This is a genomic window from Massilibacteroides sp., from assembly GCF_028705895.1.
GTDB lineage: Bacteria > Bacteroidota > Bacteroidia > Bacteroidales > Tannerellaceae > Massilibacteroides.
Genome location: NZ_JAQWCQ010000017.1, coordinates 1 through 21,671 on the forward strand (window position 1 = coordinate 1; position 21,671 = coordinate 21,671).

At 39.6% G+C, this 21,671-nt stretch carries 22 protein-coding genes and 1 tRNA gene; 8 read left to right on the top strand and 15 right to left on the bottom strand.

All coding sequences use genetic code 11. The features are described 5' to 3' along the window. Window positions 1-105: 105 nt before the first annotated feature. Both PHT93_RS06090 and PHT93_RS06095 read right to left on the bottom strand, forming a co-directional pair. Window positions 106-258, bottom strand: coding sequence for a hypothetical protein (locus tag PHT93_RS06090; protein WP_300240725.1), 153 nt, complete (start codon window positions 256-258; stop codon window positions 106-108). 98 nt (window positions 259-356) lie between these two features. Beyond that, window positions 357-443: transfer RNA gene (locus tag PHT93_RS06095), tRNA-Ser, on the bottom strand. Window positions 444-580: 137 nt separating this feature from the next. Here PHT93_RS06095 and mltG point away from each other — a divergent pair. The 5 genes from mltG (at window position 581) to PHT93_RS06120 (ending at window position 7,288) form a co-directional block, all read left to right on the top strand. Beyond that, complete coding sequence (mltG, locus tag PHT93_RS06100; RefSeq protein WP_300240727.1) at window positions 581-1,609, top strand: endolytic transglycosylase MltG; 1,029 nt, start codon at window positions 581-583, stop codon at window positions 1,607-1,609. A gap of 83 nt (window positions 1,610-1,692) precedes the next feature. After that, the gene (locus PHT93_RS06105) at window positions 1,693-3,291 is read left to right on the top strand and encodes a thiamine pyrophosphate-dependent enzyme (RefSeq protein ID WP_300240729.1); all 1,599 of its coding nucleotides are present in this window, start codon (window positions 1,693-1,695) and stop codon (window positions 3,289-3,291) included. After that, complete coding sequence (locus PHT93_RS06110; RefSeq protein ID WP_300240731.1) at window positions 3,288-3,875, top strand: indolepyruvate oxidoreductase subunit beta; 588 nt, start codon at window positions 3,288-3,290, stop codon at window positions 3,873-3,875. The genes PHT93_RS06105 and PHT93_RS06110 overlap by 4 nt, the downstream gene beginning before the upstream one ends. A 32-nt stretch (window positions 3,876-3,907) precedes the next feature. Further along, window positions 3,908-6,307 carry an alpha-L-rhamnosidase C-terminal domain-containing protein gene (locus PHT93_RS06115; RefSeq protein WP_300240733.1) on the top strand — a complete coding sequence of 800 codons (2,400 nt, stop codon included), beginning with the start codon at window positions 3,908-3,910 and terminating at the stop codon, window positions 6,305-6,307. A 78-nt stretch (window positions 6,308-6,385) separates the two neighbouring features. Next, on the top strand, window positions 6,386-7,288 hold the full coding sequence (locus PHT93_RS06120; protein WP_300240735.1) for a nucleotidyltransferase: 903 nt from the start codon (window positions 6,386-6,388) through the stop codon (window positions 7,286-7,288). Window positions 7,289-7,549: 261 nt separating this feature from the next. On the opposite strand, the gene PHT93_RS06125 is transcribed toward PHT93_RS06120, so the two are convergent. Next, window positions 7,550-8,023 carry a cytidine deaminase gene (locus PHT93_RS06125; protein ID WP_300240737.1) on the bottom strand — a complete coding sequence of 158 codons (474 nt, stop codon included), beginning with the start codon at window positions 8,021-8,023 and terminating at the stop codon, window positions 7,550-7,552. A 1-nt stretch (window position 8,024) separates the two neighbouring features. Continuing rightward, window positions 8,025-8,840 carry an alpha/beta hydrolase gene (locus PHT93_RS06130; RefSeq protein WP_300240739.1) on the bottom strand — a complete coding sequence of 272 codons (816 nt, stop codon included), beginning with the start codon at window positions 8,838-8,840 and terminating at the stop codon, window positions 8,025-8,027. Between the two features lie 100 nt (window positions 8,841-8,940). On the opposite strand from PHT93_RS06130, the gene PHT93_RS06135 reads away from it, so the two are divergent. From PHT93_RS06135 to PHT93_RS06145, 3 genes are read left to right on the top strand one after another with little or no spacing between them, the layout of a single operon-like run. Next, entirely contained in the window at window positions 8,941-9,705 is a 765-nt protein-coding gene (locus tag PHT93_RS06135) for a Rossmann-like and DUF2520 domain-containing protein (RefSeq protein ID WP_300240740.1), read from the top strand. Continuing rightward, a complete protein-coding gene (locus PHT93_RS06140) occupies window positions 9,702-10,223 on the top strand; it encodes an HAD-IIIA family hydrolase (protein ID WP_300240742.1) in 522 nt (173 codons plus the stop codon). Before PHT93_RS06135 ends, PHT93_RS06140 begins: the two co-directional genes overlap by 4 nt. Before the next feature lie 12 nt (window positions 10,224-10,235). Beyond that, complete coding sequence (locus tag PHT93_RS06145; protein WP_300240744.1) at window positions 10,236-10,817, top strand: Maf-like protein; 582 nt, start codon at window positions 10,236-10,238, stop codon at window positions 10,815-10,817. Window positions 10,818-11,041: 224 nt separating this feature from the next. Here PHT93_RS06145 and PHT93_RS06150 read toward each other — a convergent pair whose 3' ends face one another. The 11 genes from PHT93_RS06150 to PHT93_RS06200 all read right to left on the bottom strand — a co-directional run bounded on the left by PHT93_RS06150 (window position 11,042) and on the right by PHT93_RS06200 (window position 21,646). Continuing rightward, window positions 11,042-12,154: a universal stress protein gene (locus PHT93_RS06150; protein ID WP_300240746.1), complete on the bottom strand. Its 1,113-nt coding sequence runs from the start codon at window positions 12,152-12,154 to the stop codon at window positions 11,042-11,044. 84 nt (window positions 12,155-12,238) lie between these two features. Then, window positions 12,239-12,511, bottom strand: coding sequence for a DNA-binding protein (locus tag PHT93_RS06155; protein ID WP_300240748.1), 273 nt, complete (start codon window positions 12,509-12,511; stop codon window positions 12,239-12,241). Between the two features lie 133 nt (window positions 12,512-12,644). Continuing rightward, window positions 12,645-13,343 (bottom strand): phosphatase PAP2 family protein, encoded by a 699-nt coding sequence (locus PHT93_RS06160; protein WP_300240750.1) that lies wholly within the window; start codon window positions 13,341-13,343, stop codon window positions 12,645-12,647. Between the two features lies 1 nt (window position 13,344). Beyond that, on the bottom strand, window positions 13,345-14,094 hold the full coding sequence (locus PHT93_RS06165; RefSeq protein ID WP_300240752.1) for a tetratricopeptide repeat protein: 750 nt from the start codon (window positions 14,092-14,094) through the stop codon (window positions 13,345-13,347). A gap of 16 nt (window positions 14,095-14,110) precedes the next feature. After that, window positions 14,111-15,919: a BatD family protein gene (locus PHT93_RS06170; RefSeq protein ID WP_300240754.1), complete on the bottom strand. Its 1,809-nt coding sequence runs from the start codon at window positions 15,917-15,919 to the stop codon at window positions 14,111-14,113. Window positions 15,920-15,950: 31 nt separating this feature from the next. Then, a complete protein-coding gene (locus PHT93_RS06175) occupies window positions 15,951-16,697 on the bottom strand; it encodes a tetratricopeptide repeat protein (RefSeq protein ID WP_300240756.1) in 747 nt (248 codons plus the stop codon). 11 nt (window positions 16,698-16,708) lie between these two features. Continuing rightward, complete coding sequence (locus PHT93_RS06180; protein ID WP_300240758.1) at window positions 16,709-17,728, bottom strand: VWA domain-containing protein; 1,020 nt, start codon at window positions 17,726-17,728, stop codon at window positions 16,709-16,711. Window positions 17,729-17,741: 13 nt separating this feature from the next. Then, entirely contained in the window at window positions 17,742-18,728 is a 987-nt protein-coding gene (locus PHT93_RS06185) for a VWA domain-containing protein (protein WP_300240759.1), read from the bottom strand. Continuing rightward, a complete protein-coding gene (locus PHT93_RS06190) occupies window positions 18,725-19,726 on the bottom strand; it encodes a hypothetical protein (protein WP_300240760.1) in 1,002 nt (333 codons plus the stop codon). The genes PHT93_RS06185 and PHT93_RS06190 overlap by 4 nt, the downstream gene beginning before the upstream one ends. A 2-nt stretch (window positions 19,727-19,728) precedes the next feature. After that, window positions 19,729-20,598, bottom strand: coding sequence for a DUF58 domain-containing protein (locus PHT93_RS06195; protein ID WP_300240761.1), 870 nt, complete (start codon window positions 20,596-20,598; stop codon window positions 19,729-19,731). A gap of 52 nt (window positions 20,599-20,650) precedes the next feature. Then, window positions 20,651-21,646 (bottom strand): MoxR family ATPase, encoded by a 996-nt coding sequence (locus PHT93_RS06200; RefSeq protein WP_300240762.1) that lies wholly within the window; start codon window positions 21,644-21,646, stop codon window positions 20,651-20,653. Window positions 21,647-21,671 lie beyond the last annotated feature (25 nt).

A 21,671-nucleotide genomic window follows, 5' to 3' on the forward strand; every position in this document is an offset into this window, starting at 1 on the left:
CGCTTGATGATGGTTTCCTAAAATAAAAATGACCCCACTTGTCAGGATACTCGGGAGGCAAAATTAAATAATTTTCTGGGGTCAATTTTGTTTTGGCGTAAGGGGTCAACGAACAATGGATTTTCCACTATCCATAGACGTCTGTTTTTTTAAGATTACTACGTCAAAAGTAGTGAAATTTTCTACCCATTTTTCTACCATAAGCAATTTTGGTAGAAACAGGCGTGGATATTGCCACATTGCAGCACTATCGACCACATATTAACATACGGAAGCGCACGTTGTGTTAGCCCTTAAAAAACAAGGAAAAACAAAAAGAGCAGCCTTTTGAGCTACTCTTTTCAATGCTTGTTTAGCGGAAGCGGGGGGATTCGAACCCCCGGTACAGTTACCCGTACGTCAGTTTAGCAAACTGGTGGTTTCAGCCACTCACCCACACTTCCTTAGAAATGCGATGCAAAGATAGATGTATATTTCTGAATTAACAAAGCTTTTACTTATATTTTAAGGAAAAAAGATACTACTTTTACAGCCGATTCTGATACTCAATAGTTTATTTATTAATGTAGTTCACTGTAGGATGTCAAAACGTAATGTAATTATTCTGGTTTTCTCCTTGTTATTTATTATCGGAGCTGGAAGCGCGTATTATATATATACCATATTATATGGTCAGACGTATAAACTCAAAGAGACCGTCTATTTATATATTGATGAAAGTAAAAATTTCGATGGATTGTGTGATCAGCTATCCGGTATTGTTCCTAAAAAAGACTTGAAACATTTTCGTTTATTGGCAGATTATCTGGAGTATCCGGATAATATGAAAACAGGGAAATATGCCGTTATTAACGGGATGAGTCAGATGCAACTTATCAATACGCTCCGAAGAGGTCAACAGACATCCGTTCGCCTGACCTTCAATAATATTCGTTTAAAAAAAGATTTAGCAGAACGACTTGCCGAACAGTTAATGGTGAACGAACAATCTATTTTATCTCGTTTAAATGATTCTGTTTATTGTGATTCGTTAGGTTTTAGTACAGAAACTATAAATGTCATGTTTATACCTAACACCTATGAGGTTTATTGGAATATCTCTGCGGACGGTTTATTCCAACGGATGAAACGGGAATACGACAATTTCTGGACGGAGAAACGAAGAAATAAGGCGAAAGAGATCGGATTAACACCCGTTGAAGTAAGTATTTTAGCTTCCATCGTTGAAGAAGAGACAGCAGCAAGAGACGAATATCCAATTGTTGCAGGACTATATCTCAATCGCCTTAACCGGAACATTCCGCTGCAGGCAGACCCAACGGTAAAGTTTGCCGTAGGGGATTTCAGCCTGCAACGGATTCTTTACGTACATTTAGAAGTGGACTCTCCATATAATACATATAAACATACGGGATTACCTCCGGGTCCATTACGCACCCCTTCCATCAGGAGTATTGATGCTGTACTGAATCATACCGTACATAAATATTTATATATGTGCGCCAAAGAGGACTTCTCGGGGCGGCATAATTTTGCAATCACATTAGCGGAACACAATAGAAATGCCGAACGTTATCGTGCAGAACTAAACAGACGACAGATTAGGTAACGATAAGGTTACTTTTTATCACAAAAAAGCTATCTTTGATTCCTATTATCAAGAAATAATCAATAAGACAACAATAATCATACATGGAAAAACATCTTTTTTTAGGGGATGAGGCCATTGCTCAAGCGGCAATAGATGCCGGATTATCCGGTGTTTATGCCTATCCCGGTACACCTTCAACTGAAATAACCGAATATATTCAGAATTCTGCTGTAGCGACAGAAAGAGGAATCCACAGCAAGTGGAGTACAAACGAAAAAACAGCTCTTGAAACAGCTTTGGGAATGAGTTATGCCGGTAAACGTGCTCTTTGTTGTATGAAACACGTAGGCTTAAATGTTGCAGCAGATTGTTTTATGAATGCAGCGATGAGCGGGATTAACGGTGGACTAATCATCATTACGGCAGATGATCCTTCGATGCACTCGTCGCAAAATGAACAGGACAATCGTTTCTATGGTAATTTTGCCATGATCCCTATATTGGAGCCATCCAATCAACAAGAGGCCTACGATATGGTGTATGACGGATTTGAATTATCTGAAAAATTAGGTTATCCTGTCTTATTACGCGTAACAACCCGTATGGCACATTCCCGTGCAGGTGTTGTGACCCGCCCAATGAGAGAAGAAAACAAAATGAATTGTCCGGAAGATGGTCGTCAGCGCTTCATTCTTCTGCCTGCTCTGGCTCGTAAACGGTTCAAGAGTTTGCTTGCTGCCCAAGACGGTTTTGTTGCAGCTTCCGAAGAATCACCATACAATCAATATTTTGATGCTCCGGATAAGAAAAAGGGTATTATCACAACAGGTATAGCCTTTAATTACCTTTCGGAAAATTACCCGGATGGTTTTGAGAATCCGGTTTTGAAGATAACACAATATCCGTTACCTAAGAAACTTGTCGTCAGATTGGTTGAAGAATGCGACGAAATCCTTGTACTTGAAGAAGGTTTTCCTTTTGTGGAAGAACAATTAAAAGGCTATTTGGGTATCGGCATAAAAGTACACGGCAGATTAGATGGAGCTATACCGCGTGAAGGAGAATTAACACCCGACTCTGTAGCTCTTGCGCTTGGTAAAGAAGTAAAAAGCTTTTATTCCGTGCCGGAAGTCGTAGAACAACGTCCGCCGGCCTTATGCCAAGGTTGTGCACACCGGGATATGTATGATGCACTAAATGATGTATTAAAAGAATACGAAGGTGCTAAAGTATTTGGTGACATCGGTTGTTATACGCTTGGGGCACTTCCTCCTTTTCGGGCAATCGATTCGTGTATAGACATGGGCGCCTCTATCACGATGGCTAAAGGAGCTGCAGATGCAGGAGTATTTCCGGCAGTAGCCGTTATCGGAGATTCTACGTTTACGCATTCCGGCATGACAGGATTGTTGGATTGTGTTAATGAAAACAGTCCGATTACGATTGTTATTTCCGATAATGAGACAACGGCTATGACCGGAGGACAAGATTCTGCGGGAACCGGAAAGATAGAAGCTATTTGTGCAGGAATTGGTGTTAACCCTGCGCATATACGCAGTATGACGCCTTTGAAGAAAAATTATGAAGAGATGAAACAAATCATTCGCGAAGAAATCGAACACAAAGGATTATCCGTTTTGGTTCCTTGTCGTGAATGCATTCAAACGATAACCCGCAAGAAAAAAGCAGCAAAACAATGAAAACAGATATAATTTTATCAGGAGTCGGCGGACAGGGAATCCTTTCTATTGCCGCTGTTATCGGAGAAGCCGCATTGGAAGAAGGTCTGTATATGAAACAGGCCGAAGTGCATGGTATGAGTCAACGTGGCGGGGATGTTCAGTCTAATTTACGCATATCCGACAAGCCGGTTGCTTCCGATCTTATTCCCAAGGGCAGTGCAGATATTATCATCTCACTTGAGCCGATGGAGAGTTTGCGTTATTTACCTTATCTGAAAGAGTACGGATGGTTAGTAACCAATTCGCGTCCTTTTATTAATATACCAAACTATCCGGTGTTAGACAAGGTGAATGAAGAACTTGATAAACTACCGCATAAAGTAATCCTTGACGTTGAAGCTATTGCGAAAGAATTAGGCTCCGTCAGGGCTGCCAACATAGTTATGCTGGGAGCAGCGACTCCATTCATTGGGATTGACTACGACAAAATAGAGGATGGTATCCGAAGGATATTCGGAAGGAAAGGTGATGAGATCGTAACGATGAACCTGAATGCACTAAAAGCAGGATACGAAGTAGCCAAACAAATTCAGACAACATAAAAACACGGTTAACCTTAAATCATACAACACCCATGAGAACTCTTATCTTACTTTTATCTTTTCTGCTCTGGATTCAGACAGGCAATGCGCAAATACGTTTGGCAGGATTCAATCAAAAAGCGATTGATAAATCGTTATACGACGGAAGATGGAAAGCCCGATGGATAGCCGTTCCCAACGAGCCTGCAAATACATTCGGAGTGTATCATTTCAGGAAAAATATTGAGTTAGAAGAGAAGCCAAATTCTTTTGTTGTACACGTTTCGGCTGATAACAGATACAAACTCTATGTCAACGGAACCGAAGTTTCTGCAGGACCTGCGCGCGGCGATATTTATAACTGGAATTTTGAGACGATTGACATTGCGCCCTGGCTAAAAAGCGGTAAGAACACGCTTGCAGCAATTGTATGGAATTACGCCGACAAAAAACCTGTAGCCCAAATCAGTTTCAATCAAACCGGTTTCATTCTGCAGGGGAATACAGAAAAAGAATATATTGTAAATACGGACAACACCTGGCTTTGTTATGTCAATAAGGCTTATAGCCCTATAAATATTCATGTTCCGGGTTACTATGTAGCCGGTCCGGGCGAGAAAACAGATGCCGCTCTTTATCCGTGGGGATGGGAAAAGCCGGATTTCGATGATACGTCATGGTTAAAGGCGCAAAATGGAATAGAAGGTGCGATGAAAGGTGCTCGGGATTATCCGGGGCGACTCTTAGTTCCCTCTCCTATTCCACCGATGGAAAACAAAACGGAACGATTCTCTGCCGTTCGCATGGAAGAGGGAATAAAAACACCTGCTGAATTTCCCGCTAAAGCAAAAGATATTATAGTTCCTGCCAACAGTAAAGTCAGACTTTTATTGGATAACCAAGTACTCATGACCGGTTATCTGTCAGTTTTATTCAGCAAAGGTAAATCTGCAGAAATAACCTTAGGTTATGCGGAAGCATTGTATGAAAAGGAAACGGATACACGAAAAGGATACTCAAAAGGTAACCGAAATGAAGTTGAGAATAAAAGGTTTATAGGTTATGAAGATAAGATTGTGGCCGACGGAGGCGAACATCGCCTCTCTACTTCTCTTTGGTGGCGTACCTGGCGTTATGTAAACGTTACCATAGAAACAAAAGATTCTCCATTAGTAATTCACGATATTTATGGAACCTATTCTGCTTATCCTTTCCGGAATGAAACTGCTTTTTCAGTGCCGGGACATGAAGAGCTGAATAAAATGTTGGAAATTGGTTGGCGTACAGCCCGCCTTTGCGCTAATGAAACGTATATGGATTGTCCGTATTATGAACAGTTGCAATACTTTGGCGACACGAGGATACAGGCGATGATCTCACTTTATAATTCGACAGATCAATATATGGTGAAGAATGCCATCGAACAGGGACGTCAGTCTATCGTGGCAGACGGTATTACGATGAGCCGCTATCCGTCCAACCTCCATCAGTTTATTTCATCTTTCTCGCTCTGGTGGATAAACATGGGGCACGATTACTGGATGTACATAGGAGATGAAACATATGTAAAAACATTACTTCCTGCTTTTCGTGGTGTATTGGCCTGGTATGAACAGTGGCTGAAACCAAATAACAGCTTGGATTTTGTTCCTCATTGGTTCTTTGCTGATTGGTCTGAAGGATTCCCTCACGGAGAACCTATCCGTGAAAAGAACGGAAATTCGTCATTTCAGGATTTAATGTATCTATTGACCTTAGATGCCGCAGCTGAAATGGAAGATGCCATAGGTATTCCTTCCATTGCAACACATTATCGTTCGATTGCGTCAGCGATCCGAACTACGTTTAAGCAGTATTACTGGGATTCAGAACGTCAGCTTTTTGCCGATACACATGATCATAGGAGCTATTCGCAGCACGTTAATGCCTTAGCTGTTATTGCCGGTATTATTGAGGGAGAAGACGCAAAAGGCCTTATGCGAAAGACATTAACCGATACGTCTTTAGCGCAAGCTACGATTTATTTCCGTTACTACGTGCACCAGGCACTTGATAAAGCCGGTATGGGAGACGAGTTATTAGACAATCTAAAAATATGGAACGATCAGATGGCGCTTGGTTTAACTACCTGGGCAGAAAAACCGGAACCTTCCAGATCCGATTGTCATGCATGGGGATCAAGCCCGAATATTGAGTTTTACCGCATACTGCTGGGAATTGACAGTTCAGCTCCCGGCTTTAGTGAAGTCTGCATTTCACCGGCTTTAGGAAAGCTGAAGGAAGCATCGGGAAGTATTCCGCATCCGAAAGGAAAGATTTCCGTATCCTACAAAATCGACAAGAAAGGGGTGCTTACAGCCGAAATTAATCTTCCTGAGTCGGTAACAGGAACATTTGTATGGAAAAACGAGACTCGCAAGCTGAATGGAGGAAAACAAACAATTATAATCTAAACTTAACAAGATCATATTGGCATAAGCGTACTGTTTTTAGTACTTTTGCCTATACTATTAAAAACAATTGAAGAAAATATGAAACCTACTTTATTCGTACTTGCTGCCGGTATGGGCAGTCGCTACGGAGGCTTGAAACAATTAGATGGTTTAGGCCCCAACGGAGAGACAATCATGGATTACTCTATTTTTGATGCAATCCGCGGCGGATTCGGAAAATTAGTCTTTGTAATCCGTAAATCGTTTGAACAGGACTTCCGTGAGAAAATTATTTCTAAATACCAAGACCATATTCAGGTTGAATTAGTATTTCAGGATTTAGATTCTTTGCCGGAAGGATTCACTTGTCCGGAAGGCCGTGAAAAACCCTGGGGGACAAACCATGCCGTATTAATGGGTAAAGAGGTAATTCACGAGCCTTTTGCTGTTATCAATGCGGATGATTTTTATGGAAAAGATAGTTTTGCCGTATTAGGTAAACAACTTACGGCTATGACAGGCACGGAAAACGACTATTGCATGGTAGGTTATCGTGTAGGCAATACATTAAGCGAAAGTGGCTCCGTAGCTCGTGGTGTATGTGAAACCAACGGGGAGGGCTATCTTACAGGGGTAGTTGAGCGGACTGCTATCGAACGTATCGATGGCAAGATTCAGTTTGTTGACGAAAACGGACAGAAAGTTGTATTGGAAGAAAACACTCCTGTTTCAATGAATATGTGGGGATTCACTCCCGATTATTTCAAACATTCAGAAGCCTCATTTGTTAACTTCCTGAATGCAAATAAAGAAAATCTGAAATCGGAATTTTTCATTCCGTTAACGGTTAACGAATTAATCACCTCCGGAAAATCAACAGTCAAAGTTCTCGACACCACATCAAAATGGTTCGGAGTAACCTATGCAGACGACAGACAAGGAGTGGTAGATAAGATCCAGGCACTTATCGATGCCGGTGAATATCCAAACAAATTGTTCTAAGGTAAACTTTTCCACTTTTGTGGAATAATAGAAAAGTCATAGTAACACAAAAAAAATATAAAGGTTATTTTCGGAAAAATAAAGGATATTTTTGCAAAAATATCCTTTATTTTTTTGCATTGATTTTTACGTTGATTTTCAAAGAATAAAACAAGTCGATTTAAGAAGCCAAGTCAACGAAGGTTTAATCTTCTGAAAATGAATGTTTTAAACCATAAATTATCTGAATTTTAATTCCACCTACAGGTCGGATTATAAATCCTATAAATCACTACCATCAAACCCGACGGGCAGTAATGCGGCGGCACTATCTACCGACCTCATGGAAGTGGCTCCACAAAGAAATATTTTCATGGGAGTACCTGCGCGGGTTTCTGTTTCAAGCATAACCTGACGGCATCCTCCGCATGGAGAGATTCCTTCAACAAGTTTCCCCCCTGTTTCTGCTGCAATGGCTATCGCTTTAACGGAAACATCCGGATATTTTGCTCCGGCATAAAACAAAGCAACGCGTTCGGCACATAATCCCGAGGGATAAGCGGCATTTTCCTGATTAGAAGCCGATACAATTTCGTTGTTTGCCAATAAGACAGCCGCTCCGACATGAAACTTAGAATACGGAGCGTACGCTTTTGTTGTCGTCGCAACAGCCTCTTTATAAAGCAATTGATATTGTTCATCCCATTCTGATAGTGGGGCGGACTTTAAAGTAATTCTCAGTTTTTGCTCTTTCATCTCATTCTTTGTTTTTGCGTTTTTTCATATCCTGAATAATCAGAAACACAGCCGGATCAACGACATTTCCATGATCAAATCCGGAAAGTTCATGATACATCACGGTTTTATTTCCTATTGCCCGTAAAGCTTCGTATAAGAAACGATTTTCAACTGTTCGACAGGCCATTTCCTTTTCCGTTTGTCCGGCCACAAGAAGAAACGGTGAAGCGTCTTTTCTCACATGTGCCAAAGGAGCATATTCATCAATCAAAGGAATATCGGTGGACAGATTTCTTTCCGTGCGTATCTGGAAATGAGTAATTGTCTGCCCGCTCACAGGATAATACGCTTTAATCTGATTAGCATCAATGCCTTCTGCCTGAAGATATTTTTTGTCTAAGCCTATCATAGACGTAAGATAACCTCCGGCTGAATGACCTCCTACATACACCTGAGAAGGATCTCCTCCATATTCTGCAATGTGACGAATCACCCAGGCGACAGCGGCAGCTGCGTCTTCTATATAAGCAGGATGTTGAGCCTTAGGGCTTAAACGATAATCTACCGTTACAAAACAAAAACCCTGTCCTTTCAATGCTTCAGGAACACCATTTTTATCGCCACCCGTCAAACCTCCTCCGTGAAACCAAACGAGTGTCTGAAAGTCTTTTTCTCCTTCAGGCAAGTAGATATCTACTTTACAACGTTCGCGACGATATTGATCTGAAGAGTTTTCTTCGTACGGAACGTTACTTACTAAATTATACTTTTGTGCTAACAACGGGCACAAGCCTGTGATCAGGAATACAAGTAAAATAATTGTTGTTTTCTTCATGGAAATTTATATTGTTGGTACTAAAAACAAATTTACGCATATTTGCGGTACATGCAAGAAATAGACTATCTTCGTAGTATTCAAAAAAGCTGGTTTTAACATGAATATCGTATTTATCGGAGCGGGAAATTTAGCCACATTACTTGCTAAGGAAATGTCTCGCTACGGATTACATATTAGTCAGGTATATAGCAGAACACCGGAAAGTGCGTTTCTTTTAGCAAATAGGTTAAACTGCTCATGGACAACGTCCATGAATAAAATCATCCCGGATGCGGATTGGTATATCTTCTCGGTAAAGGATGATGCCCTACCTGAATTAGCAACACAATTAAAAACGAACGGCGGACTTTGGCTGCATACAGCAGGAAGTGTGCCGGCTACTATTTTCGAAGGACGCACTGATCGCTATGGAGTGATCTACCCCTTGCAGACTTTCAGTAAAAAAAGAAACGTGGATTTTTCTCATATCCCTTTTATTATTGAGGCTAATAACGAACATGATCTGGATGCATTAAATGAGGTATGCAAGTTATTGACAGGCAATGTACATTTTCTCGATTCCGAGAAGCGAAAACAGATACATCTTGCTGCTGTATTTGCCTGCAACTTTGCGAATCATATGTGGACGCTTGCCTGGAAATTATTGGAGGAAAAAGAGATTCCACCTGAAATATTAGTTCCTCTGATTGAAGAAACAGCAGCTAAAATACAGGAACTAACGCCGGATCAGGCACAAACCGGTCCTGCTATCCGTTACGACAAAACAGTTATTAATAGGCATCTCGACATGTTAGAGAGTGAGGACATGAAAACGATCTATAGATTGTTGAGTCAAAGCATATATAAAACAAAACAAGTATGAGCAGCATAAATTACGATTTAAAAAAGATTAAGGCATTTTTATTTGATGTGGACGGAGTGTTATCTAAAGATGTTATCTCGCTCCACCCTAACGGAGAACCAATGCGAACGGTAAACATAAAAGATGGTTATGCAATGCAATTAGCTGTTAAACATGGATATCACGTAGGTATTATAACAGGAGGAAACACAGAATCTGTCCGTTTGCGTTTTTCCAGATTAGGGGTTCAGCATATATATATGGGTAGCTCCATTAAAAAAATCGATTTACAGGATTTTCTGGATAAATCAGGACTTGAAGCCGATGAAGTTCTTTACGCAGGCGACGACATTCCGGATTATGAGGTGATGAAACATGTGGGACTTTCTGTCGCTCCCTCTGATGCTGCTCCGGAGATTAAAGAAATAGCGAAGTATATTTCTCATAAAGAAGGCGGAGAAGGTATTGCCCGGGACGTAATCGAGCAAACCATGAAAGCGCAGGGAAAGTGGATGGGTGAAGAAGCATTTGGTTGGTAAAGGTACTCTGCTATGTTAGACAATCTGAAAAAATACAAAATCATATTGGGATCCAATTCTCCGCGACGTAAAACATTATTAGCGGGATTAGATATTGATTTCGAGGTTAAAACTATTGCTGATATTGATGAATCTTATCCGGATTCGCTTCCTTTTGAAGAGGTTCCTCTATTTATTGCGGGGAAAAAGGCGGAGGCTTTTCGTTCTTCTCTGCAAAGTAATGAACTACTGATTACAGCGGACACAGTTGTCGTTACCGACACTGAAATAGTTGGGAAACCGAAAGATAAAGCAGATGCCGTACGGATATTAAACTGTCTCTCCGGTCGCGACCATCGGGTAATAACGGGGGTACACCTTGTTGCGAAAGATAAAACTTCTTGCTTCTCGGTTATATCCACCGTATCTTTCGCCCGGTTAGAGCCGGAAGAAATAAATTATTATTTAGAGAAATATAGTCCGTACGATAAAGCAGGGTCTTACGGCATACAGGAGTGGATCGGTTATATAGGGGTTGAATCGATAAACGGTTCATTTTATAATGTAATGGGATTGCCCGTCCAACGTTTATATAAAGAGTTACAACGTTTTTAGAAAAAAGAGTCCGTATAAAACTTCACAGTTACATACGGACCAAACAAATAACAAACTCTACTTATATGAAAAAACAAATACTACTAACAAAGTATCTATAACATCCCTGTTACCAGAAAATAGAATTACTCTATTTTCGCTTTGTACTAATTAAACAAGGATAGATACAATATAGTTTTCTGTCATTTACAAAAAAACATTAATGAATTTTATAATTCGTTTTTTCATCTATGCATCACCAACAACGGCGTATCCGTATGGAAAAGCATTTTTCTTGCAATACTTGGATTAAACATTCGTGCCAGCAAATTCCTCCGGTAAGTACTTAGAGCAATTATATCAATGTTTTTCTCACGTACGAAACGTTCCACCGCAAGCAACAAATCGCCGTCATCTAAAACGGTGTGTGTTATATTTATTTCAGGATATTGCTTCTTAAAATATTCACGTACACCTGTCAAACGAATCTCATTCCATTCGTCTCTACTCGTCGATATATTAAACAAATGAATATGTGCATTATATCCTTTGAAGATATCCATAAACCGTTCAAACATAACTAAATCTTCCTGATTAAAAGAAGTGGCAAAAGCAATGTTCCTGGCATTGTCTATTGAATTAAACGGAACTTTTTCAGGAATAACCAAAACAGGTGTTTTAGAGATTTCAATCACTTCACCTGCTACACTACCTATAAGATCTGCTTCTTTCTGGCTCTTGCCTCGTGTCCCCATTACGATAAGTGCCGGATGTATTTCTTTAGCATAGGTAATAATTTCTTCTTCCGGTATGCCTTCTCTGAGAACCGGAGTTATTTTTACGTTGGGAAGTTCTCCGTTTTGTATTTTAACAGTCACGTCCTTCATCAGTTTGGCAATATCGACATCCACCTTCTTTTTTACATTTATCATCATTTCGCTCTCTCCTGCCTGATAAACAAGAGAATCAGCCATAGGTATTGCAGAAGGAAAGAACGGACTAAAATAAGCATGCAACAAGAAAACCTCAGCTCCTATCTTTGCAGCATGATTGATTCCTATTTCACAAGCGCTTAATGAATAATCCGAAAAATCCACAGGTATTAGTACTTTCTTATCTTTTTGCATTTCTTCGAGTTCTTTTTCCGGTTCTTCCGACCATTTCATATCCTCAATAATGCGCAAAGCATGTGGTAAGTCGCTCTCTTTTATTCTAACCCTTACTCCGGCTGAGACCACCGGCTGTATCTGGTTTACATTATGAATGTAAACTTCTATACCTTCTGATTCAAGAATAGTCTTCAATATCTGAGCTTTCTCAAAGGTATGAATAGCTAATGTTATCAAATTATTTTCCATAAAATCATTTGTATATTTAGTAAAACAAAAAAATCCCAAAGCTGTTAACGACTATGGGATTTTATTTAAAAAGTTCTGCTTCGGCTAGGATTCCGGTGTCACTGACACCCCGCTTTCTTCTAATATTTCCAAAGCCCGGTCGTAAATAGCAGTGTCATCTAAAACGACAATACCGCCATCTGGTCCCGGCTCTATGTGGATACCACAACTTGTCCCAGCTTTATAGTTCTGTCCACCAAAATAATTCCTAACAGTCTCAACTGTAACGCCCAATTCGTCAGCAATACGATGGGTACTTCCATCAGGAAGGCTATCTTTCAGACGACGTAGCTCATTAAAAGTGATTGTTTTTGTCATGGTCTCTCTATTTTGTAGGTTTATATATTAAGTTAATTACATGCCACTAACTTAGCCAATATAAATAAGAGAAACAAATTATTATGAATGAAATAGATTTGTAATAAACATGCTTTACGGCATGAAAGAATAGTTAAAAATACAATCTGATAAATTCTACTAACGGATAATTTAATATCAAGATCAAAGCAATCGATATCCAGATAGCATAGGAGATCATATTTACACTTTTCGAAGTATAAATCTCAGAAGGAGGAATAGGATTTCCTCCTAATATCTTCTTTCGCGCAAACTTGTAAAGATGAAAAACTGCAAAACCATAGATTAATCCGGCAATTGCACCAAAAACAACATCCGAAATAAAGTGTACACCTAAATAAACTCTGGTATAGGCTGTAAAGGCAGACCAGAAAAAGACTGTAAAGGCAAAAAATCTATTCCTAAAGACCATAGACAGATATATAGCAAATCCAAAAGCATTTGCTGCATGACTGGATATAAAGCCGTAACGCCCACTTCTATAACCGAAAACCGTTTGTACCTCATTCATAAAGTCAGGATGTGAAGTGGGTCGGAAACGAGCAAAGAATGGTTTACAAAAATGTGATGCGAACTGATCGCAGAGAGTGGTAACTAATGCAATAGAAATTAAAATAAATAAAACCTCTTTCCAGTTTTTTTTATAACAAAGTACTATAAGAATAAAAACAGCAAGAGGAAGCCAGACAGACTTGGTCGAAAACAACCACATAAAATGGTCAAGATATATAGAGTCACTTCCATTTAAGAGGAAGAAAGCATTACGTTCGTAATGCAAAAGCTGTTCTAACATTTTAAATTTTTTCGATATCTTTACTTGGCATCCACCCAACGTTACCGTCTTCTAACTCTATTTCGCTCCATTCGCCAAGGATGTTTCTTACAAACACTTTTGTTCCTTCATGAATAACAAACAAATCCGTACCACTCGCATCTGGAGAACTTTTCACAGTAACTGTGGGTGAAAACACTATCGCACTGTTTCTATTTAACAAATCATGTTTCTGATTTGCTGCAAAAACATTAGCAAGGATGACTATAAACACCAGTATCAAACCTACATAAAAACCGATCTTCTTCAAATGAACCCATTTGGAGAAAAAGAACAAAATCAGACAGCCAATCAAAAGAATAAAACAAATAATACCAATAGCTCCCCAGGCGTTTACACTAAGCATGTTTTGTACACCATGAAACCATTTTACGAATAGGAATTCGCCAATCGGCTCGATACGATCAACTGTCTTTTGTTTAGCTACATTCAGATTAAAACGAATATCTCTGTCCCCCGGATCTAACAATAACGCACGTTCATAATTTAAAATAGACGGTGCTACCTGACCATCCTTAAAGTATGAATTACCCAAATTATAATAAATTTCGGCGGAGGCACCATGTGTTTTAAGGACACCTTCGTAAAGTTCTATCGCTTTTGAATAATCGTCTTGCGTATAGGCAGTCTCTGCTTCTTTTATGGCATTCTCCTGCGCAAACAATGAAACAGAGAAAAACAACGTAAATAACAACAGAAATATATTTTTCATATTTATCAATCTCCTTTTATTTTTTTATCGTGTTTTCCATTTTTCCAATTGCACCGATCGTCTGATCATACAATTTATCCATTGCATCAGAAGCTTGCGACGGAGCATAACGGGCAAATTCACATGTATTCAGAATGTCAAGGAATTCTTGTATTAAGGCTTCCGACACACCGTACTTTGTTAATTCAGTTTCAATATTGTCCTTCGTCAATTCCGATTGAGGAATATTCAGTTTATCACTCAGATAGCCCCACAGAGCACGAAGAACCTCGTCGTAAAACTCTTCCTTCTTATTCTCTTTCATGAATTTACCGGCATTCTTCAATCTTCTCACAGCCATCTTATTTGCCTTCTTTGTTCGTACTAAAGCCAAATCAGAGTTTTCCTTCACCTGCTTACGGTAAATAATAAAGAATACAATAAACAAAACGGCGGGTATCAGATAGCAAAGGACATACAAAAATGTTCCGAAGAATATTTCTTCGACCGGCTCAAAGTTAATGCCCTTTATTTTAAGGAATCGAATGTCATTTCCTAAGAATTTAACGCTTTCACGATTTGTGAAGTTTGAAACAACGGCAGAAGTCCCCTCGCCTTCTGCTCCTTTTTCCACATGAAGTTTGAAAGGTTCTGAAGAGAGTGATTTGTATGTTTGCGTCTTTGTATCAAAATAAGAGAACTGAATGGCAGGTATTTCAAAATCACCGGCAAAACGCGGGATAGCCATGTATTCTATCGTTTTACTACCGGAAACACCTGCAGCCGTTGTACGGATACTGGATTCCACTTTCGGATCGTAAATCTCAAAATCATTCGGGAACTTCACGTCCGGATTCTTCAGCAACTTTATATTTCCATTACCCTCTATCTTTACTTTAACGGTTACTGCTTCATTCGCTTTTAGTTGATTTGTGCTGATCGAAGCATTCATGGTATAATTACCTACCGCACCGGAGAAAGAAGCCGGTTTACCAGACGGTAATGATTTCACATCAATAGTAACAGGTGAGGTTTTTAATTCCTTATTTACATTCTGGTAGCCGCTATCAAAGAAATCATCAAACACACTGCCACGCCCTTGTCGTTGAACACGCACACGAATCAAGGCATCAAAGCTACCACTCTCGATCGTTAATTTACCGGCACGTTGTGGATAAAGTACAGTTTGCTTTAGCGTAACCATCCAATAATTACGCCCGTTATAATGTTCCTGTCCCCATTGTTTATCCGGTAATTCAATTTCTTGCGCTAAAAAGCCTTCGAATTCGGGGAATTTAAACCGACTTAACTGACATGGTTGAGCCGCATAAAACTTAAAGCTTACCAATAATCCCTCTTGCTCATAAACACTTCGTTTGGAAGTTTCTACGCGTATAAAATAATCTTTATCGGATATTCCTGTGGCGGCATTTCCGGAAGAAGATTCTGCCTGACTGGCTTGATCAGGCGGAAGTACTTTAACGGTTAATCCGTTAGACGTATAATTCGCATTCTTGACTTTTATCGTTGCCGGAGGAATTGTAAACGTTCCTTCTTTCTTGGGAGAAAGAACATATGTATAGGTAATAGTCGTTTCACTTGAAACAGCTCCGTTTATAATAGAAGTACTATGAGCCTTTGATTGAGAAGGCCCCATCAACACATCAAAATCGGGCATTTCCTGCGCCCTGAAATCTTTTCCTTCCGCGTTTACGGTATAGCTTAACCTAAATTGCTGCCCCATAACAACAGCTTCAGGTGCGGAGGCTTTAAAACTTACACTTTGAGCTTTTATATGCCCTCCGATTGTGATGAATAAAATGAATAAGAAAAATAATTTCCTCATTATCTTTATCTGTTTATATCGTTACTATTAGTTACCATTCTTTCTCAGTTTTCCGACGCTCTTGCTGTTGCATTTGCGCTTTCTTTACCTTTTCCTGCGTATCTTTTTCATCTTGCAGGAATGCATCCAGAATTTGCTGAGCATTATCCTGACTCATCTGTTCATTTTGCTGAGGTTGTTCCTGAGTTTTATCGTCTTTCTTATCTTCAGGTTGCTGTTGTTGCTGATCCTGATTCTGCTGATTATCCTTATTTTCCTGCTCATCTTTATTTTCATCATTCTGGTCGTTCTGATCATCCTGGTTCTGGTTTTGTTGATCTTGCATTAACTTCTGAGCTAAGGCCAGATTATAACGGGTCTCGTCATCTTTCGGATTCAATCTTAAAGACATCTTATATGACTCGACACTCTTGGCATATTCCTTATTTTGCATCCCGATATTACCAAGATTATGAAAAACCTCCGCCAGACGGGATGCGTTCTTCTGATCTGACAATAAATATTCAGCCTGCCCTGCCAGCATTTGATATTGTTCTGCTGCTTCGGGATACTTTTGTTGTTTATACAATGCATTACCCAGATTGTATGTGCCTTCGATGGAACGGGGATTTACGTCCAGGCTCTTTCGGTACGCAATTTCTGATTCCGTATATTTTTCTTTTGAAAACAACTTATTTCCATCACGTACATTCTTTCGTTCCGCCTTTTGCGCATTAACAAGAGTCGGGACTAATAAACAAGTAAATATGAATATCACTATTTTGTGTACAGTTTTCATCGCTTTTCTAATTAAGAGAACAACTTTACTTTTCTGAAAATTCTGTTTTTGCGATCCAGAATTAAAAATTCCGCAACTAACAAAGCAAGAACTATCCATGCCAATAATTGAAATTGTTCGTCATATTCTGAATATATCTTACTCTCTTGTTCAGATTTATTCATTTTTTCTATTTCTTTCTGTAATGCGCGTAATGCCGAATTCGTATTATCAGCACGCACATACAAACCATTTCCTGCAGCAGCTATCTCCTGACACATTTGTTCGTTCAACTTAGAGATAACGACATTCCCTTCACGGTCTTTCATGTAATTATTACCTCTATCAATAGGTATTGGTGCTCCTTTTGGCTGCCCCATTCCGACAATATTCACATGTATATTCTTTTCTGCGGCTTTTTTAGCTGCTCCTATCGCATCGTCTTCGTGATTCTCACCATCGGTAATAAGTATAATCGTTTTATCTGAAGACTCATTGGGGGTAAAAGAACGGACAGCCAGATTAATAGCAGATCCAATTGCAGTCCCTTGCGTAGGAACAATTTCAGGCGTTATGGAAGAAAGAAACATTTTTGCGGAAATATAGTCCGACGTAATAGGTAATTGTGTAAAGGCATCCCCGGCAAAAACGATAAGTCCTACTTTATCATCCCGGAAACCTTCTGTCAATCGGGACAACATTTGCTTGGCTTTATCCAAGCGGTTAGGGGCAACGTCTTCTGCAAGCATGGAGTTTGAGACATCGAGACACACCATAATCTCAACTCCTTGCCGTTTTACGGTTTCAAGCTTAGAGCCAAACTGAGGTCCTGCCACAACAAAAATCATCACACCTATTGCACCAAATAATATCCAGAATTTCATATTCTGCCTTTTTTCTGAAACTTCCGGCATTAGTTCTGATAATAATTCCGGATTCCCGTACTTCTTTATCGCTCTTTTCCGCGCTATCAAAGAGTATATATAAAATACGATGATGGCCGGCAAAGCAAGCAATAAATATAAAAATTCGGGATTTGCAAAACGAAACATAAGCCTTTCTATTTTATGGTATATTCCTTAATATAGTTCTTCTCAATAACACCTCAAGCAATAACAATGCCAGAACAATCAAAGCCCAGTTCTTGTATTCTTCTTGTTTTTTACTGAATTCCTGAACCTGAATCTTTGTTTTTTCCATCTGATCGATTTCCGAATATATTTCTTTCAGACTGGAATTATCCGTTGCACGGAAATACTGACCTCCGGTAGTTGTTGCTATTTGCTTTAGCGTCTGTTCATCAATATCTACTCTTACATTCTGATATTGTACACCAAATGCCGTCTGAAATGGATACGGAGCTTCACCTTCTGTACCTACCCCAATCGTATAAACACGAATACCAAAAGTTTTCGCTATTTCAGCTGCCGTTACAGGAGCTATTTCTCCTGCATTATTAGAACCGTCAGTCAACAGTATTATTACCTTAGATTTTGCCTGACTATCTTTTATACGGCTTACTGCATTTGCCAGTCCCAAACCAATGGCTGTACCATCTTCAATTATACCACTTTGAATATCTTTAAAGAGGTTCAGCAGTACCGTATGATCTGTGGTAAGAGGGCATTGCGTAAAACTTTCAGAAGCAAAAACCACTAATCCGATATTATCATTCGGGCGTCCATTAATAAATGAAGCTGCCACATCTTTAGCCGCTTCCAAACGATTTGGCTTCAGATCTTCAGCCAGCATACTTGTTGAAACGTCTATCGTCATCATAATATCAATCCCTTCGGTAGAAGAGTTCTGCCAGTTATCTGTTGATTGCGGCCTGGCTAATACAATAATTAAAAAGGCTATCGCAGCCATACGTAAAACAAATGGAAGATGCCTCAGATAAACCTTATATGATGATGCACCGGGCACATCAAAAGCTTGAGAAGAGGACACCTGCAAACTTGCCTGAGATTTACGTAATTTCCAGATATACCATCCAATCAGAGGTATCAGCAGTAGCAGTAAATATAAATATGTAGGATTAGCAAATATCATTTTACATCATCATTTTCAATTGAACCTTCACTTACCTCTTCTTTCTGCTCTTTATCGGCAGGAATTATCTCCTCCACTTTTGTTTGGTTCACAAACAAATATGCATTTACTAAACTCAGATCATTTTCATCCGGTAGCGGGTGTAGCTTGGCAAACTTCACCAAATCAGCTAACTGAAGAACCTGTCTGAGATTTGAATAAACAGACTCCGCTTCGGAAACCTTACGGACTATATCCAGAATCTCTCCGGAAGTCATTTCCTGTGCATTAATGCCAAAGCGTGAAACAATGTATTTCCTTAATGTATCCGTCAATAAGGTATAGTATTCTTTATTTCGTCCTTGTTGCCATAACTTCTGCAACTTCAGCTCATCCAATTCTTTAATTGCTTGTTCATGTGGAGGAAGTAACGGCTCCGGAGCTTTCTGTGGGATTAACGGTTTCTTATTCCGCAAACGTTGCACAATATAGCCTATCACGCAGATAAGGAATAAAGTAAACAGAACCCCATAGATCAAAGCATAATAATCTGCCAGAACAAAAGGAGGCTTCCATACCGTTTTAATATCATAAAATTCTTCCGGTTTATCAGCATTTACAGGTATCGTTGAAACTTTTAATGCAATCTGATTGGAGGCTATTGTATCCAAACCATCAATTACCTTAAACGGAGGCAACAAATAGAGGGCGGAATCAAACGAAGTAACCAGAATATCCTGTTTGACTATAATACGATCATTGTCGATATTGGTCGTATCCGGAAGCGAAATATTCAGAACTTCCACTCCTCTCATCAATGTATCACGCGGAATCAGTGAAATAACGTTACTTGCCTTTGCTGTTGTTACAGACAAATGCAAAACCGTTTGTTCACCAATTAATATAGCCGTAGAGTCAGCAGATACATCTATCAACGTCTTTTGTGCCAAAAGTTGTCCACATAAAATGGACTGAACAAATACAAGTAATAAGCAGCTATATCTTTTTATCTTAGTCATACTCAATTACGTTTTTCAAAAAGAGCAATCAATGCCTTCACATAATCATCTTCTGTACGTATAGAAACGGAGTCCACGCGACTTTTCTTAAACGAATCAGACATTTCTTTCTGTCGTTTCTCCCACCATTGATGATAAGTCTCGCGAACATTCTTCGAAGAACTGTCAATCCAACGTTCCATGCCGGTTTCTGCATCCCGGATCTTCATCAAGCCGACAGACGGTAATTCGGCTTCTCTCCGATCATACACTTGAATAGCGACAACATCATGCTTTCGATTCGCAATCGTCAGGGCATCTTTGAATTGTCCCTTATCAATAAAGTCTGATATAAGAAAAGCAGAACAACGTTTCTTTATCGCATTGGTCAAATATTTAAGAACCTGCGAAATATCCGTCTTCGTTTGATCAGGTTTGAAGTCAATCAATTCCCGAATAATATAGAGGATATGCTTTTTCCCTTTCTGCGGTGGAATAAATTTCTCTATCTTATCTGAGAAAAAGATCACCCCAATCTTATCATTATTTTGTATGGCGGAAAATGCCAACGTTGCGGCGATCTCTGTGATAATTTCTTTTTTCATCACATTGACCGTACCAAAGTCACGGCTACCAGACACATCAATCAATAACATAACGGTTAGTTCACGCTCTTCTTCAAACACCTTTATATAAGGTTTATTGTATCGTGCCGTTACATTCCAATCTATATCCCGGATATCATCGCCGAATTGATATTCACGCACTTCGCTAAAAGCCATCCCACGTCCTTTAAACGCAGAGTGGTATTGTCCGGCGAAAATATTACGTGAAAGACCACGTGTCTTTATCTCTATCCGTCGTACCTTCTTTAACAGCTCACTGGTTTCCATAATCAACTAATTATATTTAGACCGAGCAGACAAGCAGCAATACCGCTACTCATCAAGGTACTTCTACTTTATTCAATATTTCACTGATAACTTCTTCTGAAGTCAGGTTGTTTGCTTCCGCTTCATAACTCAAGCCAATACGATGGCGCATCACGTCGTGACATACTGCACGAACATCTTCAGGAATCACATAACCTCTACGCTTAATAAAAGCATAAGCACGGGCGGCTAAAGCTAAATTTATAGAAGCACGCGGAGACGCTCCAAAAGAAATCATTCCGCCCAGATTTGACAATCCGTGTTCTTGCGGGAATCGTGTAGCAAACACAATATCTACGATATAACGTTCTATCTTTTCATCTAAATAGACTTCACGTACGACTTTACGAGCATCCAGAATTTCTTCTTTCGTCAGAATCGGTTTAATTTCCGGTCTTTCTCCTCCGATATTCTGACGGATGATTAATTTTTCTTCTTCTTTTTTCGGATAGTTAATCACCACTTTCAGCATAAAACGGTCAACCTGCGCTTCAGGTAGCGGATAAGTACCTTCCTGTTCGATCGGGTTTTGCGTTGCCATCACTAAGAAAGGTTCCGGCAGTTTATATGTTTTCTCGCTGATAGTCACCTGACGTTCCTGCATCGCTTCCAACAGAGCACTCTGTACTTTAGCCGGAGCACGGTTGATTTCATCTGCTAATACAAAATTCGCGAAGATAGGTCCTTGTTTTACCTGAAATTCTTCGCGCTTCTGACTATAGATCATTGTACCGATAACATCGGCAGGCAGCAAGTCCGGAGTAAACTGAATACGACTGTAATGCGCATCAATTAGGGAAGATAATGTTTTGATTGCAAGTGTCTTTGCCAACCCCGGAACTCCTTCCAACAGGATATGTCCGTCAGAAAGCAGACCAATCAATAGCGTTTCAACCAAATGCTTTTGTCCAACGATTACCTGATCCATACCAACGGTAATCATGTTCACAAATGAACTCTTACTTTCTATTCGCTCATTTAACTCACGAATATCGACTGTCTGATTCATACGATTCAACTATTTATTTATTATA

Excerpts from the sequence above, each read along its gene's own strand:
- PHT93_RS06195 (WP_300240761.1), bottom strand. The coding sequence starts at position 20,598 with ATGGAAACCAGTGAGCTGTTAAAGAAGGTACGACGGATAGAGATAAAG.
- PHT93_RS06155 (WP_300240748.1), bottom strand. The coding sequence starts at position 12,511 with ATGACAAAAACAATCACTTTTAATGAGCTACGTCGTCTGAAAGATAGC.
- PHT93_RS06160 (WP_300240750.1), bottom strand. The coding sequence starts at position 13,343 with ATGTTAGAACAGCTTTTGCATTACGAACGTAATGCTTTCTTCCTCTTA.
- PHT93_RS06175 (WP_300240756.1), bottom strand. The coding sequence starts at position 16,697 with ATGAAAACTGTACACAAAATAGTGATATTCATATTTACTTGTTTATTA.
- PHT93_RS06165 (WP_300240752.1), bottom strand. The coding sequence starts at position 14,094 with ATGAAAAATATATTTCTGTTGTTATTTACGTTGTTTTTCTCTGTTTCA.
- PHT93_RS06130 (WP_300240739.1), bottom strand. The coding sequence starts at position 8,840 with ATGAAGAAAACAACAATTATTTTACTTGTATTCCTGATCACAGGCTTG.
- PHT93_RS06190 (WP_300240760.1), bottom strand. The coding sequence starts at position 19,726 with ATGACTAAGATAAAAAGATATAGCTGCTTATTACTTGTATTTGTTCAG.
- mltG (WP_300240727.1), top strand. The coding sequence starts at position 581 with ATGTCAAAACGTAATGTAATTATTCTGGTTTTCTCCTTGTTATTTATT.
- PHT93_RS06110 (WP_300240731.1), top strand. The coding sequence starts at position 3,288 with ATGAAAACAGATATAATTTTATCAGGAGTCGGCGGACAGGGAATCCTT.
- PHT93_RS06135 (WP_300240740.1), top strand. The coding sequence starts at position 8,941 with ATGAATATCGTATTTATCGGAGCGGGAAATTTAGCCACATTACTTGCT.
- PHT93_RS06200 (WP_300240762.1), bottom strand. The coding sequence starts at position 21,646 with ATGAATCAGACAGTCGATATTCGTGAGTTAAATGAGCGAATAGAAAGT.
- PHT93_RS06115 (WP_300240733.1), top strand. The coding sequence starts at position 3,908 with ATGAGAACTCTTATCTTACTTTTATCTTTTCTGCTCTGGATTCAGACA.
- PHT93_RS06180 (WP_300240758.1), bottom strand. The coding sequence starts at position 17,728 with ATGTTTCGTTTTGCAAATCCCGAATTTTTATATTTATTGCTTGCTTTG.
- PHT93_RS06150 (WP_300240746.1), bottom strand. The coding sequence starts at position 12,154 with ATGGAAAATAATTTGATAACATTAGCTATTCATACCTTTGAGAAAGCT.
- PHT93_RS06125 (WP_300240737.1), bottom strand. The coding sequence starts at position 8,023 with ATGAAAGAGCAAAAACTGAGAATTACTTTAAAGTCCGCCCCACTATCA.
- PHT93_RS06170 (WP_300240754.1), bottom strand. The coding sequence starts at position 15,919 with ATGAGGAAATTATTTTTCTTATTCATTTTATTCATCACAATCGGAGGG.
- PHT93_RS06120 (WP_300240735.1), top strand. The coding sequence starts at position 6,386 with ATGAAACCTACTTTATTCGTACTTGCTGCCGGTATGGGCAGTCGCTAC.
- PHT93_RS06105 (WP_300240729.1), top strand. The coding sequence starts at position 1,693 with ATGGAAAAACATCTTTTTTTAGGGGATGAGGCCATTGCTCAAGCGGCA.
- PHT93_RS06145 (WP_300240744.1), top strand. The coding sequence starts at position 10,236 with ATGTTAGACAATCTGAAAAAATACAAAATCATATTGGGATCCAATTCT.
- PHT93_RS06140 (WP_300240742.1), top strand. The coding sequence starts at position 9,702 with ATGAGCAGCATAAATTACGATTTAAAAAAGATTAAGGCATTTTTATTT.
- PHT93_RS06185 (WP_300240759.1), bottom strand. The coding sequence starts at position 18,728 with ATGATATTTGCTAATCCTACATATTTATATTTACTGCTACTGCTGATA.